Origin of the sequence: Streptomyces sp. NPDC059895, from assembly GCF_042731035.1 — a bacterium.
GTDB lineage: Bacteria > Actinomycetota > Actinomycetes > Streptomycetales > Streptomycetaceae > Streptomyces.
Genome location: NZ_JBHWKO010000048.1, coordinates 45,798 through 60,727 on the forward strand (window position 1 = coordinate 45,798; position 14,930 = coordinate 60,727).

8 protein-coding genes are annotated in these 14,930 nt (G+C 65.5%); 7 read left to right on the top strand and 1 reads right to left on the bottom strand.

What is annotated here, in order from left to right; translation table 11 throughout:
* Positions 1–93: 93 nt before the first annotated feature.
* Genes ACFV9M_RS35085 through ACFV9M_RS35095 form a run of 3 tightly spaced genes read left to right on the top strand, consistent with a single transcriptional unit; the run spans position 94 to position 4,767 of the window.
* Complete coding sequence (locus ACFV9M_RS35085) at positions 94–2,430, top strand: ATP-binding protein (protein WP_385072315.1); 2,337 nt, start codon at positions 94–96, stop codon at positions 2,428–2,430.
* A 10-nt stretch (positions 2,431–2,440) separates the two neighbouring features.
* A complete protein-coding gene (locus ACFV9M_RS35090) occupies positions 2,441–4,099 on the top strand; it encodes a DEAD/DEAH box helicase family protein (RefSeq protein ID WP_385072318.1) in 1,659 nt (552 codons plus the stop codon).
* A 5-nt stretch (positions 4,100–4,104) separates the two neighbouring features.
* Positions 4,105–4,767, top strand: coding sequence for a hypothetical protein (locus tag ACFV9M_RS35095; protein ID WP_385072321.1), 663 nt, complete (start codon positions 4,105–4,107; stop codon positions 4,765–4,767).
* 11 nt (positions 4,768–4,778) lie between these two features.
* Here the strand turns inward: ACFV9M_RS35095 and ACFV9M_RS35100 are convergent, their stop codons facing one another.
* Positions 4,779–6,980: a tetratricopeptide repeat protein gene (locus tag ACFV9M_RS35100; protein ID WP_385072324.1), complete on the bottom strand. Its 2,202-nt coding sequence runs from the start codon at positions 6,978–6,980 to the stop codon at positions 4,779–4,781.
* A 419-nt stretch (positions 6,981–7,399) separates the two neighbouring features.
* Here ACFV9M_RS35100 and ACFV9M_RS35105 point away from each other — a divergent pair, with 419 nt between their 5' ends.
* The 4 genes from ACFV9M_RS35105 to ACFV9M_RS35120 all read left to right on the top strand — a co-directional run bounded on the left by ACFV9M_RS35105 (position 7,400) and on the right by ACFV9M_RS35120 (position 14,146).
* Entirely contained in the window at positions 7,400–7,582 is a 183-nt protein-coding gene (locus tag ACFV9M_RS35105; protein ID WP_385072326.1) for a hypothetical protein, read from the top strand.
* A gap of 505 nt (positions 7,583–8,087) precedes the next feature.
* The gene (locus ACFV9M_RS35110) at positions 8,088–11,411 is read left to right on the top strand and encodes a helicase-related protein (protein ID WP_385072329.1); all 3,324 of its coding nucleotides are present in this window, start codon (positions 8,088–8,090) and stop codon (positions 11,409–11,411) included.
* Positions 11,412–11,471: 60 nt separating this feature from the next.
* Positions 11,472–13,343 carry a hypothetical protein gene (locus tag ACFV9M_RS35115; protein WP_385072332.1) on the top strand — a complete coding sequence of 624 codons (1,872 nt, stop codon included), beginning with the start codon at positions 11,472–11,474 and terminating at the stop codon, positions 13,341–13,343.
* Between the two features lie 38 nt (positions 13,344–13,381).
* Positions 13,382–14,146 carry a phospholipase D-like domain-containing protein gene (locus ACFV9M_RS35120; RefSeq protein ID WP_385072335.1) on the top strand — a complete coding sequence of 255 codons (765 nt, stop codon included), beginning with the start codon at positions 13,382–13,384 and terminating at the stop codon, positions 14,144–14,146.
* Positions 14,147–14,930: the final 784 nt, after the last annotated feature.

Consider the following 14,930-nt stretch of genomic DNA (forward strand, 5'->3'; position numbering starts at 1 on the left):
GACCGGGGCCGACGGTGGGCAGCCTGACGCTGGTGGGCGCGCTCTACGTCCCGATTGCCAGGCATGTGTTCACGACGAAGACGGGGGCCGGCTGTGACCGAGAACCAGTACATCAATGTCACCCCACACCCGCGCATCTTGGGTGTGCTCGGCGACATCGAGTTCTCGCACTGGCAGTGCCTGGCTGAGTTGATCGACAACTCCTTCGACGAGTTCCAGGCGGCCGGCGAGACGGTGGACCGGCCCTCGGTCGCGGTGTCGCTCCCTCCGGCGAACTCGAAGCGTGCGACGGCTGAGATCACGGTGCGGGACAACGGCCGGGGCATGAGCCTGGAGGCAGTCACCAACGCCATCAGCGCGGGCTGGACGAGCAATGGTCGACACGGTTCCCTCGGCCTGTTCGGCATGGGTTTCAACATCAGCACGGCGCGACTCGGTCGGCGTACCACTGTGCGCACCAGTCGGGCGGGCGACCCGGACTGGATCGAGGTGACCCTGGACCTGGTGCGGATCGCCAACTCCTCCAAGTACCAGGCGCCATACCGCACGGTGCCCAAGACCAATCGTGAAGAGCATGGCACCACGGTCACGATCAGCGACCTCAAGCAGGAGCAGTACGCCACGCTCTGTCGCCCGCAGACGCAGAACGTGATCCGGGAGAAGCTCGGAGACGTCTACAGCTACCTGCTGTCGGAGAAGGGCTTCCTGCTCACGCTCAACAGCAAGAAGGTCAGGCCACGCCTGCCCTGCGTCTGGGACGAGAAGCGGACCGTCACGCGCCAGGGCGTGGAGATCCACGCTGTCCAGAAGATCAATCACGCGCTGAGCCCCAAGAACGCCTGCATGGCCTGCGGATATTGGAGTTCCGCCGACGCGGAGCGATGCGAGGAATGCGCGCAGGACCGCCTGGAACTGAGGGAGCGCAAGATCTGGGGCTGGATCGGGATCCAGCGGTACGTCCACCGCACCGACTACGGCCTGGACTTCCTTCGCAACGGACGCAAGATCCTCCTCAAGGACAAACGGGTCTTCTACTGGGAAGACGAGGACAGCATCGCTGAGGCGGAGCTTGAGTACCCCATCGACTCCGGAGCCGTGCAGATGGGCCGGATCGTCGGTGAGATCCACTGCGATCACGTCGCTCCGAACTACCAGAAGACCGCCTTCGAGTTCGACACAGCCGAATGGCGTCAAGTCCTGCGCGAGATCCGCGGGACCAGCCCCTTGCGTCCGAAGATCGCGAAGAGCCTTGGGCTGCCGGAGAACCGCAGCCCTCTTGGCCTGCTCTACGCGGGCTTCCGTCGCCAGGACCCGGGGCTCAACTACCTGATCCCGGGCGACGGACGTAACGCCCTCCACGAGACGGCGGCGAAGTGGGCCGGGCTGATGCGGATGGGCGGCTACGAGTACCAGACCGATGAGGTGTGGTATCGCGCGGCCTACCAACACGACAACCCGATAGCCGCAGAACCGGAACCGGGGAAGGATGACATCCTCCCCGGGCTCGGGGCTGGTTTCCTCGACCCGGATGACGACACTGAAGGCGGTGCGGAGCCCGACACGACCACGGCGGGCCAAGAACCGCCCGACGACGATGCCGCACCGGTGGAGACGTTGGACCAACGGCTCCAGCGATACCGAGACCACGCCGACCCCATCGTGGACCTGACGGGCCCGTACTACCTCGAAGACCTGGGCCGCGTGGACCTGACGGCCTGGGCGGTTAGCGGCCAGCATCTGGTCACCAAAGACGGCCGGCCCGCGCCTGTGATCGTCTCGATGGTCCGAGCCCCGCAGTTGGAGGTATTCGTCGACACCGGTCACTCGCTTTTCCGTGAATACGGGACGGACATGCGCGACTTGGCGCTCGTCGAGGTCGCGGAGTTCATGCGAGTACGGGCGAACAACGTGTCGATGCCCCTGAGCGAGATCGTCGCGCAGCTCAAGACCCACACCTCCAGCCCTAGGCTGACGCCGGCGGCGACGGCGGAGGAATCCGAGCGGCTCCTCGAACAGGTGCGTATGGCCATGGTGGCGCCCGTTTCGGCGAACCCAGCGGTGCACTGGCTGCTGCTCACGAAGGACGAACGAGCCGACGCCGAACGCCGGTTCGCGGTCGAGGCCGGTGGAGCGTCCCCTTGGAACGACGCGATCTCCAATGGAGATTTCATCCGCTATGTCCCGGCCAGCGCCGTCATCCGCATCATCCAGGACTCCCCGGAGACCTTCCTCGATGGGTGCGTCTTCAAGCGCGGGTACATCGCTCTAAGCGATCCCGGAGCGCGAGAGCTCGTCGTGGAGCGACTGATTAACCCCCTGGGGGACCTCGCGCTGCTGGAACAGCACCGTCCACGCCTCGACGTCGAGGAGTTGGCCAGGATCAGGATCAGCTGCCGCCTCATCGCGCGCGACCTCGCTGACAACACGTAGGGAGAGCGGAATGCAATTCCTCGACGCCGCCTCCCTGCTGGACTCCGGCCCACTGCAGTTTCCGCGCCGCATCGAACGCCTCCTGTGGCACCTGGGCTTCTCCGATGTGTCCAACATCGACGGTTCCGGCGACGAGGGCGGCGACATTCTCGCCCTCCACAAGAGCGAGACCTGGGTAGTCCAATGCAAGTGGAAGCGACGCGGAGCCGTAGGAGCCGACGCGGTGGACGAGGTCGCTCGCGCCCGGGATCACTATCGCGCCCACAAGGCGGTCGTTGTCACCAACACTCGCTTCAGCCCTGACGCTCGGCAGCGCGTGGCGAACCTGGCACGCCTAGGCCCTGGAATCCTCTTGTGGGGCGGAACAGACCTAACGACCAGCTTCGACCGGGTACCGCCCCGCTTTGGACGAGTGACCCCTCGGCCCTATCAGGCCGAGGCACTCCAGGCGCTGACCGCCGATCTCGATGCCACTGGTCGTGCACTGCTCGTGCTGGCCACGGGCCTGGGCAAAACGGTCGTCGGAGGCGAGGTGATCGCGGCGCACCTGCGACGCGCTCCCCAGGACCAGGTCCTGGTCGTCGCACACGCCAAAGACCTCGTCCAGCAACTAGAGCGGGCGCTCTGGCGACACCTAACCAAAGACGTCCCAACGCGGCTCCTCACGGGCGACACCCGTCCTGATGATCTCTCCGGCCTCACCTGCGCGACGGTCGGCTCGGCGCTGTCCGCCGCGCGATTCGGGTACCGCCCAGGGCTCGTCATGATCGACGAAGCCCACCATGTAGGCGAGGAAGGCCAGTACGACGAGCTGTTGGAACTCCTGAGCTCGGCACGACACTTGGGCGTCACCGCGACTCCATGGCGCGGTGACAAGCACGACATCACCCATCAGCTCGGCGCCCCCAGCTTCAGCCTGGGGATCGAGGAGGGAATGCGGCGCGGCTACCTCGCCCAGGTCGACTACCGCCTGTTCGTCGACGACATCGACTGGGACATCGTCCGCGAGGCCAGCGACCATTCATACGGACTGGCCGAACTCAACGCGAAGCTCTTCCTGCCACAGCGAGACGAGGCCATCCGCGACGAGCTGGCCACCGCATGGGCCGCCACGGCCAATCCCCGGGCCATCGTCTTCTGCCGCACTATCGAACACGCTGAGCGGCTCGCCGACATGTTGCGGCGTACCCCCCTTTGGTCAGGTGCCCTCGCCATCCACGCGGGACTCGCCAAGAGGGAACGGCAGAACCGCCTGCTCGCTTTCCGCGCCGGCGAGGTGCCCATCCTGACAGCGGTCGACATCCTCAACGAGGGCGTCGATGTGCCGGACGTGAATATCCTCTGCTTCGCACGAGTCACGCACTCCCGCCGAATCTTCGTTCAGCAGCTCGGGCGAGGGCTCCGCCTGCGCGAGGGAAAGGAGCGAGTCACGGTGTTGGACTTCGTCAGCGACCTCCGCCGCATCGCCGCCGCACTCAAGCTCAAGCGTGCGCTTGACGGGGATGGTGAGATCGAGACTCTCAGGAAGATCACCCCGTCGAACATCGACTTCAGCGACCAAAAGGTGGCCACGCTCATGGATGAGTGGATCAAGGACGCGGCCAGTCTTGAGACCGCGTACGACGAGCACCGACTCCAGTTCCCCGCCACCCGCGCCCCCCAGGAGTAATCACCGTGGCCTTGCAGCACTTGCCTGCACCCATTCGCGAACGCCTCCTCATTGAGATCTACCAACAGGCCAATGACCTGGACTGGGAGTTCTTGAGCAACACCGAGAAGACGAACCAGTACCGGAGATGGATCGAGGATCCCAAGGTCGGTGGAGTCCTGCTCTCCTACGGGCCGGAGAAGGACGCCAGGGTCTGGATCAAAGATGTCCCCATGAAGGAGTACGCCCGGGCACAGGAGGGTATCGGAAACTATGTCCGCTATGCGGTAAATAGGTTCCAGGGGCCGGAGGAAATCGTCCGTGCGGCATGCGGCAGCGGCTGGGTGATGAAGGCCGATTCGGTTGGGGAGAAGCCGAATCACTGCTACGCCATCGCTGGCGACGGTGACGCCACTCGGTACGTTTGCTGGGGCCGCGCTGGAACCTTTCGTGACCTCGTCTGGGCCGCGCTGAACGAGGCCATCGATTCGGTGGAGCGACCCGCGATCGTCATCACGACCCGCAACGGTGAGACCGTCTCCACAGCCGAGCGCACGCGCCAGCTACAAGTCGCTCAGCGCTGCGGCGCGGACCTGCGGTACCTCCACCGGGAAATGATCCCGAACCCTGACTACCTCGGAGCGGCGGGCGGTGGCCATGGTCAATCGCAACCCACCCTCATCGACTGAAGAGTGCGGCCTCACCAAGGAGGTGTGGGAGTGCCGTCCGCGTTCAGCCCGTAGGGCCACCACCTACTGAAGGTTCGCTGTTGGTCCCCGATGTCAGCTGCGGCGGTGAGCAGGCTCGCGGCTCCTTCAAGGTCGCCCATTGCCTCCTGCAGCAGCGCCAAGGTCGTCAGGGCGCCAGCGTCGCCAGCGTGGACGGCCCTGATTCGGAGCCCTTTGGTTGCCTCTGGGGAGGGGGTGGTGGTGAACACCACGGCTGTGAGGTCGCCGGCATCGGCGGCGCGCTGCATCAAGACTCGGGATTTTGCGGGGTCCCCTTTCCGCATGTGCATCTCCGCCAGGATCGTCAGCACCTCGGTCGCTCCGGCGTCAGCAGCTTCTTGATAGAGGGTCTCTGCCGCCGCACTGTTGCCGGCCTCTTCTTGCATTCTCACCAGTGACAGCAGTGCGCTGGTGGCGCCGGCCTCGATGGCCTGTCGGTGGAGGGCTAGGGCGCCTTCACGGTCCCCAGCCTCCTCGTACAAGTCTGCGAGCATCGTCAGGGACCCGATAGCGCCCTCGTCGATGGCTTGCCGGTACGCGGCCTCGGCTCCCTTGAGATCGCCTCTCGTCCTGCGTGACGCCGCCAAGAAAGCAAGGCCACCCAGGTCATGGGCGGTGGCGGCCTGCTCGTAGAACTGCTCCGCCGCCCCGGACTGTCCTGTCCGTGCTTTCAACAATCCCAATCGCACGAGAGCACTTGTCTGACCGGCGTCGATGGCCTGCTCGTACAGCACTTCGGCGCCTTTGAGGTCACCGACCCAATCTCGGATGTCACCAAGGAGTTGCAATGCGAGGGCCTCGCCGGCGTCCGCGGCACGCTGGTATAGGCGGCTGGCCCATCGCAGTCGGAAGCGCATGCGTGCGGCATCGCCGAGACTGACCAGGTCGCTGGGCTGCTGCAGGTGGGTCGCCGCGGCCCGCCAAAACGTAGTGGGAGGACACAGCGGGCGCCGGGTGCGACGCCCGTGCTGCTGAAGGTAGTCCACCAGTCGCACCATCCCCGGCTGAGCGCCCATGCCAGTGGTACGCGGGACCTCCTGCAAAGGATGTGTGGTGCGCTTGATGAGCGTGCGGGCATAGGCCAGTGCACCGGTGAACCACTCAGTGTCGGCGGCGGCGCGTTCGCGCTCACTGAGATAGCCGGGAGCGGCGTCCCGCAAGAGATCCAGCGACAGCGCGCTGGTGACACCGAGACGGTGTGCGTCCATGGCTGCCTGGATCAGTGCGCTGCCGCAGTGTCCGTCAGGACCGGTGGGCTGCTCGTAGTGACGGATCAGGTCCGGTCCGGCAGCAAGTGTCTGGGTGAGCTCCGCCGTCCCAGATTCAAGAGCGGCGGCGAGGGGAGATCCAGGGGTGGCGGCTTCCCGGGCGGTGTCCAGGTCGTCGGTGAAGGCTGCCGGCACGGCGATCCGGCGGGCCTGGGCGAGGAGCGCACGGGCATGACGGTATGGGTCCGCCTGCCCGGAGAGGGGCGGCGCGGTGAGGGCGCGGTCGTGGTCGGGCCACAGGGTAGCCAGGACAATGAGAGGTCCGGCTGCGTCGAGGCGGCGCAGAAGCGCTGCGGCGGCGACCTCGCCCGCAGGGGCGATCAGGTAATTCTGGGCCTCGTTCAGCCACAGCACGGTACGCGCATCGAGTGCGTCGGCGGACAACACTTCCAGCAGTCCGTCGGTGTCCGTGGGGAATAAGAGGGTGAAATCATCCGGAATCGTGGCTTTCACCGCTTCGTAGGCGGTGCGGGTTTTGCCGGTGCAGGATTCCCCGGTGATCACGATCAGCTGAGGCGCGGCGTCGGCTGCGGCCGCCTTCAAATGGGCCCGCAACCGCGCGTCGTGGGCGCGGGGCACATAGGCGGGGAGGACGAAGTCGTTCGGCATCGTGCCGCCGGCGGTGGCGCGTTCGGTGGCGAGGCCGGAGATGGACGGGTGCACTCCCAGTCGCTTGGCCGTCCAAGAAGCCAGGGGGCGAGGGCGATCGCGCAACGCGGAAAGCCGCGCCGCGCGGTCTTGCCGATCGAGGGCCCCTTCGGCCTTCTGCCGCTCAGCCGCTTGCCGACCTGCCGCGATCCGCCGTTGGTTCTCGGCCGTCCACGAGGCTTCCCAGCGGTCCTCGGCCAATAGTTCAGTCACCGTCTCGTTTGACGCGCCGTCTATCCGCTCGGCCAGCAGGTCCATCCTCGCTGCCTCGGCGCGGATTCCTGCCAGGACGGAGAACAGGGCATCCAGCCCAGTAGGGAAGCGGTCCCCGCGCAGCCAGGCTCCTACCGTGTCACGTGAGCGTGGTGCCTTCGGCCGCCTCGACAGGGAGTTGTTGGAGGGTTGGTCGTTCAGCCGACTTCGCTTGAAAGCGCCCACCCGGCGCAAGTCCTCATAAATATCCGGCTGTTGCGCCAAAGACTGCCCCCGCAGACGTAACCCGTGTCCGGACTGGACAGACCCGGACGCTGATAACCCTAGAGCCGCCACCAGTGAGAACGCAGCCCTTCGTGTCCAATCATGCGGTACCTCGATGCAGGACACAGCCCTGGACAGACACGGTCACCGGTGAACAGGCCCCATCCCGAGGCCACTCTCCCAAGAAGGAAGCCGTCTCCATGTCGACTGTCCAGACCCTGGCCCTGCTCCTTGCGCTCTCTGCCGCTCTGCATGTCGGCAGCGCCGCAGCCTTCACCGCCTGGCGCGGTGGCACGCGCCCTGCCATCGCGATCCTGATCGGCGCCAGCGCCACCGCGACGGCATGCGGACTGTACGTCACTGCGGTCAGTGCCTACCGCTGAGCGGAGGGCTACTTCGGACCTTTGTACGACTCGTCAGCAGGAGACACCAGTTCACATGCGTCCTACGAGAGCGCAGCTGGGGCGCCCACCTGGGAGCAGGGTGTCTGATCGCCCCTTCCGGAGGAGTCGTGACGGTCAGTCAAGGGAACTTGGGGTGAGCGGGGTTACTGCGAAGCGAGGAGCCGAGCGTATTCGAGTGGTGCTACGCTACGAGGTCAGAAGCGCAGTACGCACATAGCTCTCATCTCTCACATCACATCGCAGGTCACGCGAGGGGTTTCCCGGACGTGCCAATCGGCTTCTTGCCTAGATCCTTCGACCCAGGAGCTTCGCCATGTCGGCGTTCCTTCATGGCCGTGCGTCCGTGCCGGCCGATACACCAGCGCAGCGATACGACGCCCTCCTCGGCTGTCTCTCCCGGCGTATCGTCAGCCAAGCCACTGGTACATCCATCCCTACCGGGACTCGGCTCCTTGACCAACCGCAGAAGCGGCTTTGGCTTGGCATGCTCGCGAGCGAGGCGAAGTTGGTCTACGAGACCAACGCTGGCTTCCGCGGCCTTCAGATCACCCCACCCGCACAAGGTTTCTCCTTCCGGGTGCGGACGCTGCCGGACACCCTCACCATCGAGGTCTCTGCGGCAACCTTCTTGGCGCTGCATCCAACCGTCGATGAACAGCGCGCCTCCGCGAGCACCACACTCGACGTGATCGATTCCAACAGCGCTGTCGTAAACGCAGGGACAGCAGGGGCAGCGCGGACGTCTAACGGAATGGCCGGAGGCGGCTCGCTGAGGACCCGCGGGGCGGCGGGAAACGGCGCGGCCTCTAAGTACCCCCTCGCCCAGGTGTGGGCGAAAGCCGCGATGGACCCCGTGCGCATCCCCGTGCGCATCCCTGCGGGCGAGGCCCTGTCAATGCGCGTCGGCGAGGAGGAGATCGTCGCGGCCATGCGTTCGGCCGCGACGCGTCACGGCCACCAGCCCTTCCAACAGCGCTTGGGCGCGCCTGTGAACGGATCCCTGCCTCAGAGCCACGACTTGGTCGATGAGCGGACGTGGGCCGCGTACAGCGCTCGCAATCTACTCCCGGCCAAGGACATCATCCTGCCCGAACATCGGGCGGCGGTTGAGATCGAGGTCACGCGGGTCGATGGTGTCTTCGAGGTCTTCGTCGCGGTGGTAAACACCACCCCCGCGCCACGAGATCAGCTCATCGACGGTCTTCGACCCTACGATGAGGCGTACCTGGACACTCGTCTGTACGAGGTCGTCCTGACGGCGACGCTCGACACGAGCGTCCAACCGTACGAGCTGGAGCAGGTTGCCCAGTCGCACCGCTATGAGCGGACCGTGCCCGCGTTTGGTCACGCGTCCCCCGTCTCGCATCGCGACCATGGCGGACGCACCACGCTTCGAACCGAGTTCGCCGCGACGGAGCCTACTTGGCGAGCGTATCCAAGGGAGACGTCCAAGGATGCCGCTGGCCGAGAGGTCCGCATCGACACTTCCTTCGACTCTCTCGTCGCGGACCCGGTCGGGACCGTCTCCACGCTCGTAGAGCTTTTGGACGTCTGGGTTGAGGAGAACTGGGGCACGTCCGCGCTGGACGCCCTCCACGAGGCGCGTGGCTGGAACGACAAGGCGCGTGCGGAGGCGGAAAAGGACGCGCGGGTCGCTCGTGCGGAGGCGGCCTGGGTGCGTGCCGGGCTGGACATCCTCTGTTCCGACGCGAACGTGCGGGAAGCCTTCGTGGCGGCGAACAAGGTCGTCAAGGCCGCTGCTGACGGCCAATATGACGCCTGGCGCCCGTTTCAGATCGCCTGGATCGTTGGATGCCTGCCCGGCATGGTTGACCCCAAGAGTCACCGCGAGGTGAACATCGTCTGGTTCCAGACTGGTGGAGGCAAGTCCGAGGCATACCTCGGCCTGATGCTCGTCACGCTCTTCTACGGCAGGTACACCGGCGTCACCCGAGGCACTCAAGTGTGGGCCCGCTTCCCCTTGCGCCTACTGGCCCTCCAGCAGACCGAGCGCTTCGCGAAGATGGTCATGAACGCGGAGATCCTGCGGCGAGAGGATCCACGCATCCGCGACACGGGAGCCTTCGGCATCGGATACTTCGTCGGCGGCGGCAACACACCGAACCGGCTGCGTAAGCCCGACGGCAGCAACTACTACAACGGACCGGATCCCACCGATCCCGCGACCGCCGAGGCGTGCAGGGTCTTGGACGACTGCCCGTTGTGTGATCAGAGCCTCACGGTCAGGTGGGACGACCCGAGCCACACCATGCGTCACATCTGCGAGAACTCCGCGTGTGAACTGGCCGGCGTCCTGCCCGTTTGGGGAGTGGACGACGACATTTACCGTCGGGCGCCATCCGTACTCGTCGGCACCGTCGACAAGCTCGCGCAACTCGGCCAGAACCAGGCCTTCCAAATCCTCCTCGGTCGTCCTCACTCTCTGTGCCCCAAGCACGGCTATTCCGCTAACCCCGTCTGGTGCTCTGTCTTCGGGTGCAAGGAGGTACGGCGCGCGGTACCCAAGGGATTCGGACATGTGCGGCTGGAGATCGCCGATGAACTCCACCTGCTCGACGAGAGCCTGGGCGCGCTGGACGGCATGTACGAGTCGTTGCTGCAGAGGATTAGCGAGCATCTCAAGAACGATCCGTTCCAGATCGTCGCCGCCACCGCAACAATTGAGGGCTACCAGAACCAGGTACGTCACCTCTACGACCGTGAAGCCCGGCGCTTCCCTGTCAACGGTCCCGAGGCCGGGGAGACATTCTGGTCGACCACACGGAAGGGCGACCCGCTGCGCCGCTTCCTGGGGGTGCGCTCTCGGGCAAGCACCATGGTGACCGCCACCAGGGAAGTCGCGGTGGTTCACGACCAATGGGTACGCGACCTGTGCGACGACCCCAAGGGCGTCGTCGCGGAAGCGGGTCTCGACGCCAACGACCCCACGATGGTCGAGGAAGCACGACGCGCGGGTGAGGATCTCTTCGAGGTCCTAGTTGCCTACTGTCTGCGCAACGAGGACCTGACCAGCTTCATCCGGGACCCCGCAGTGCGTGAACTCTTGGACAGCGAGGACAACCTCGCGATCATCAATGGTGATACCAGCCCTGAGGTGATTCGGTCGGCCGTCGCCCGGTTGAGGAAGCCTCCGGGCGACGCTTCGGAGCGCGTCAGGCTCATCGCCGCCACGAAAGCGATCGGGCACGGGTTCGACGTCGCCCGGCTTGGCGTCATGGCCGTCATGGGAACTCCGACCCAGGCGTCGGAGATCATCCAGGCGTCCGCCCGCGTAGGCCGCCGCTTCCCCGGACTGGTCGTGAACGTGATCAACCCCAGCCGAGACCGGGACGCGAGCGTCTTCCGCTACTACCCCGAGTGGATCCGCTACCTGGACCGCCTTGTTCACAAGGTGCCCGTGAACCGCGAGTCGGTGCCCGTCCTCAAACGAGTCTTGCCGGGCGGATTGATGGCCTGGCTTCTACAGGTCCTCGATCGTGGCTGGATCACAGGGGGACGCAGACGACGCTCTCTGGCGGACTCCACCGCGTTCCGTGACGCAGTGGATGTCGGAGCGCTCGACCGAGCGCTACTCGTGTCCCTGCTGCGTCATGGGTTCGCCATCGACGACACGAGTGTCTACCACCGGATGCACCGCGAGGCCATCGACAGCTGGGTCGACGACCACCTGGCCATGCTCCCGTTGCGTGCGGAAGCCGGCACTCGTCTCCCTGATCTGCTGCACCCTTCCGTGCCCCGATCGCTTCGCGATATCGAGGAGCCCCTGACCATCTACGGCGAGTTGTAGCCGCACGCCCATACCGCGTCGCTCCTCGTCGTTCCACTCCAGCTCTCGGAGAGAGTCCCCATGGTCTTCGAACAGCTCAACCGCAGTAACATCCAGGCGCTCTGGCGCTATATGCCGGGCCAGCCCTATAACTGGTCCTCCAAGGGCTCAGTCCTCGGCGAGCCACCTCGCCAGGTAACCCCTCTTGACGTTCCCGAGGGCTGGGTGGCTCCACAACTCCGCCGGCTCCTCCTGCCCTTCGCCAGCGCGGCGAACAATGATCCACGAGCCAGCGCCGAGCTGACCGCGATCGACCGTCGTCAATTCAGTCTCGTGAAGGCCGAGGACCTCCGCGCCGTTCGCTTCCCCAACACCTTCCTGTGCCGCGCCTGCGGCGCCTTCCGACACATCCGTCTGACGGACACCGCGCCCACCTGCCCCACCCCTAGCCACGGGCGGATGGAACAGTTCTCCTGGTGCGAGGTACACGAGTGTGGCCACCTGAGCGAGATCACGGCGCCTCGGTGTGGTGCCGGCTGCCGCGCTGCGATGCGCCTTAACAACACTCGCGACCTGAACACCTCCCGCTGGTACTGGAGCTGCGACCGTTGCCATCGGCGCTCCGATGAGCCCATCGTCAAATGGTGCTCAACCTGTCGCGACGGCCGTCCCCAGGTGATGCGGGTCCCCCAAACAGCGGCCTACTACCCGCAACAGATCACCGTCATCAACCCGCCTACTCGGGGTGACTATGGCGCACTCGCCTACGAAGGCGTGTACGGCGCCGCAGTGGCGCAGAGCCTTGGTGCGCTACCCAGAGGAGCCGAGGGCCTCCGGCAGGCCGGAGGCGCCAGTGCGACAGGAGGTGCGGTAGAGCAGGCGAGAGAGATGGCGCAGACACTCGGCCTCAATCCTGGCGACGAGCTCTACGACCAACTCATCGCCACGGCCAGGACACGTGAAGACGACGCGCCAGCCTGGGGTGCGCGTGTCGATGCCTTGGGCCGCGATCCGGAGACCATTGAGGCCTTCGGGGAGGAATGCCGACAGCTCGGCCTAGCTTGGGACGCCAAGCCCTTGACGGTCCAAAACCTGTTGGACGGCGAGGCTGGGACCCAACTGGAGGCCTACTATCAGCAGTATCCCAAGCTGATCTCTCACTACGGGTTCGCCGACGTGACGCTGTTGCGGGAGCTCCCGATCGCCTACATCGTGGCGGGACACACGAGGATCAGCAGCAACGCGGTGGCCACCACTCGTCGTGGCACTCAGACTCGGCAGCGGTTCCGCTTCTTCCCGGCTGGCCGTGACAGTAAGTTCCCGATGTATGGGGTGCGTACTGAAACCGAGGGCCTGCTGTTCGAGTTGGACAAGCTCGCCGTGGTGAGGTGGCTCGTCGACTCTGGTGTCATCGAGGATCCCCGCCTGCGTACCCAGGAGGAGGCTCAGGAATGGATCTTCCAATTCAGTGATCCGGTGCTGGACGCCTTCAACGCTCCCGCAAACCCCGTGACGAAGGCTGTCCTCAGTCTCGTCCACTCCATGGCGCACCGCACGATGAAGGCCCTCGCCACCAGGTGCGGGCTCAACGTCGACTCGCTAGGGGAGTACCTCTTCCCGTCAAACTGCGCCTACCTCGTCTATGCCAACACCCGCAGTAATTTCACCCTCGGCGGGCTCGAACATGTTTACAGGTTCGACCTTGAGGACGCGTTGTGTGAACTGGACGCGGAGACTCGCTGCGTCTTCGATCCCCCGTGCCGACGCGACTTCGGTGGGGCGTGTGCGGCGTGCCTCCACATCTCCGAGGTCGCCTGCGCGAGGTTCAATACCGTGCTGGATCGCAATCTGCTGTTCGGTACGCTCCCGCCGCTCGTATCCGACTCCGTCGGCGCCTCCTCCCAACCCCGAACGAAAGGCGAACGACGATGGCGCGGGTATTGGAGCCGCTGAGACCCCTGGTCTCCCTCCTCCTGCAGGCATCGGACCCCGTGGGCACTGCGGCGGCCGCGACCGACATCGCGGCCGCCGGAGGCACCGGTCCCGAGGTGACGGCCCTCATCGCGAACGTGGTGACCGATCGGCGTCTCGTGCCGTACGCCCTTACCCACGCCAGCGTTCTTGACGAAGCCGGACAGCTCACAGGGGCGGCGCCATTGCTTCTTGCCCGAGCACACGCCATGGCGGCGATGTCGGTCGAGGACGGATGGGAACTGGTGCTCACGGTCCCGGCCTTCTTGAAGGACTCCCTCGGCACGATGTCGCGAGACAACGGGGGACCGGGGCTCCCACTCGACACCGGCCGCACGATTCGCCTGGTCGCGGAGAGCGCCCAAAAGCATTTGGTGATCGCCGCACCCTACCTACATCCGTCCTTGGCCATCGCTCTGGCGCCAGCCCTCACCGCCCTTGTGGCGGCTGGTGGGACGGCCACGGTGATAACCAGGGCGTTGGGCTGGTCCGCGCCAGACCGTTCAGACGCCAATGTGGAAGCGGTGGCCGTTCTGCGGGAGGCGGCCGGCGTAGCCAGCGGCAGGTTGAAGGTGTGTTCCTGGGACGAGAGTGGGCTAGGAGTCCACTTCAAGGTCGTGCTCGCCGATGATCAGCTTGCGTACGTCGGCTCCGCCAACCTCACTCCAGGGGGAACCGCCGCCCATGCGGAAGCAGGCGTGCTCCTGCGGGGGAAGCAGGTGAAATCGCTCACCCGCTGGCTTCACGTTGTGGCCGATGAACTCACGCGGAGGTCGGTGGGGTGACGGCGGGCAGCCCATGACCCGTGCCCAGAACGACCGCTAGTCTCCCTGTGTAGCCTGTGTAGCCTGTGTAGCCTGTGTAGCCTGTGTAGCCTGTGGAGGTCCGACAACTGTTGTTTGCAGGCGTCGAAGCGCGGCGTAGGAGGCCTGCGGTGGCCGAGGGGTGGCCGGACGCCTTTGGACGGTGCAGCACCAGGTACCGGCGCTCAGCACGGCGCATGTGGTCTGATCAGGCACAACAACATCACGCAGCATCAGCTGTCACCAGGCAACACGATCACTCACGGTCTCGTAATGCGTAGGTCTCGGGTTCGAATCCCGAAGGCGGCTCAGCCAAACCCCAGGTCACATAGCGCGTGACCTGGGGTTTTGTGTTGCCCGGGGCATGACGGGTCACACGGTTAGGTTGCCGTGACTTTGCCTGCGTGAGCGATGCGTGAGCGGGGCCGCTCGGGAACCTACTGCTTGGGCTTGCGGCGCGTGCTCTTCTTAGCGGCCTTGGCCTGGGCTTTCACCTTGTCGTTCTTCGGCTTGCGGCCCTTACTCTCGCCGGCCTCCTTGGCCGCAGCCTTCCTGGCCTTCTCCTTCTTCGCTGCCTTGCGTGCGGCCTTCTCTGCCTCGACCTTGCGCCGGAGCGGGACCAGCTTCGCGGTCGCCTCGGCGGCGTCCTTGCCGACCTGCGGCAGGACGCTTAATGGTGACGTCGGGTATTGGAACTGTCCGAATGCCCCTTGAGCCGGCCGTTGCCGCCGGGGTCTTCACGATTGGCAGGCCCGGATCAGAGACG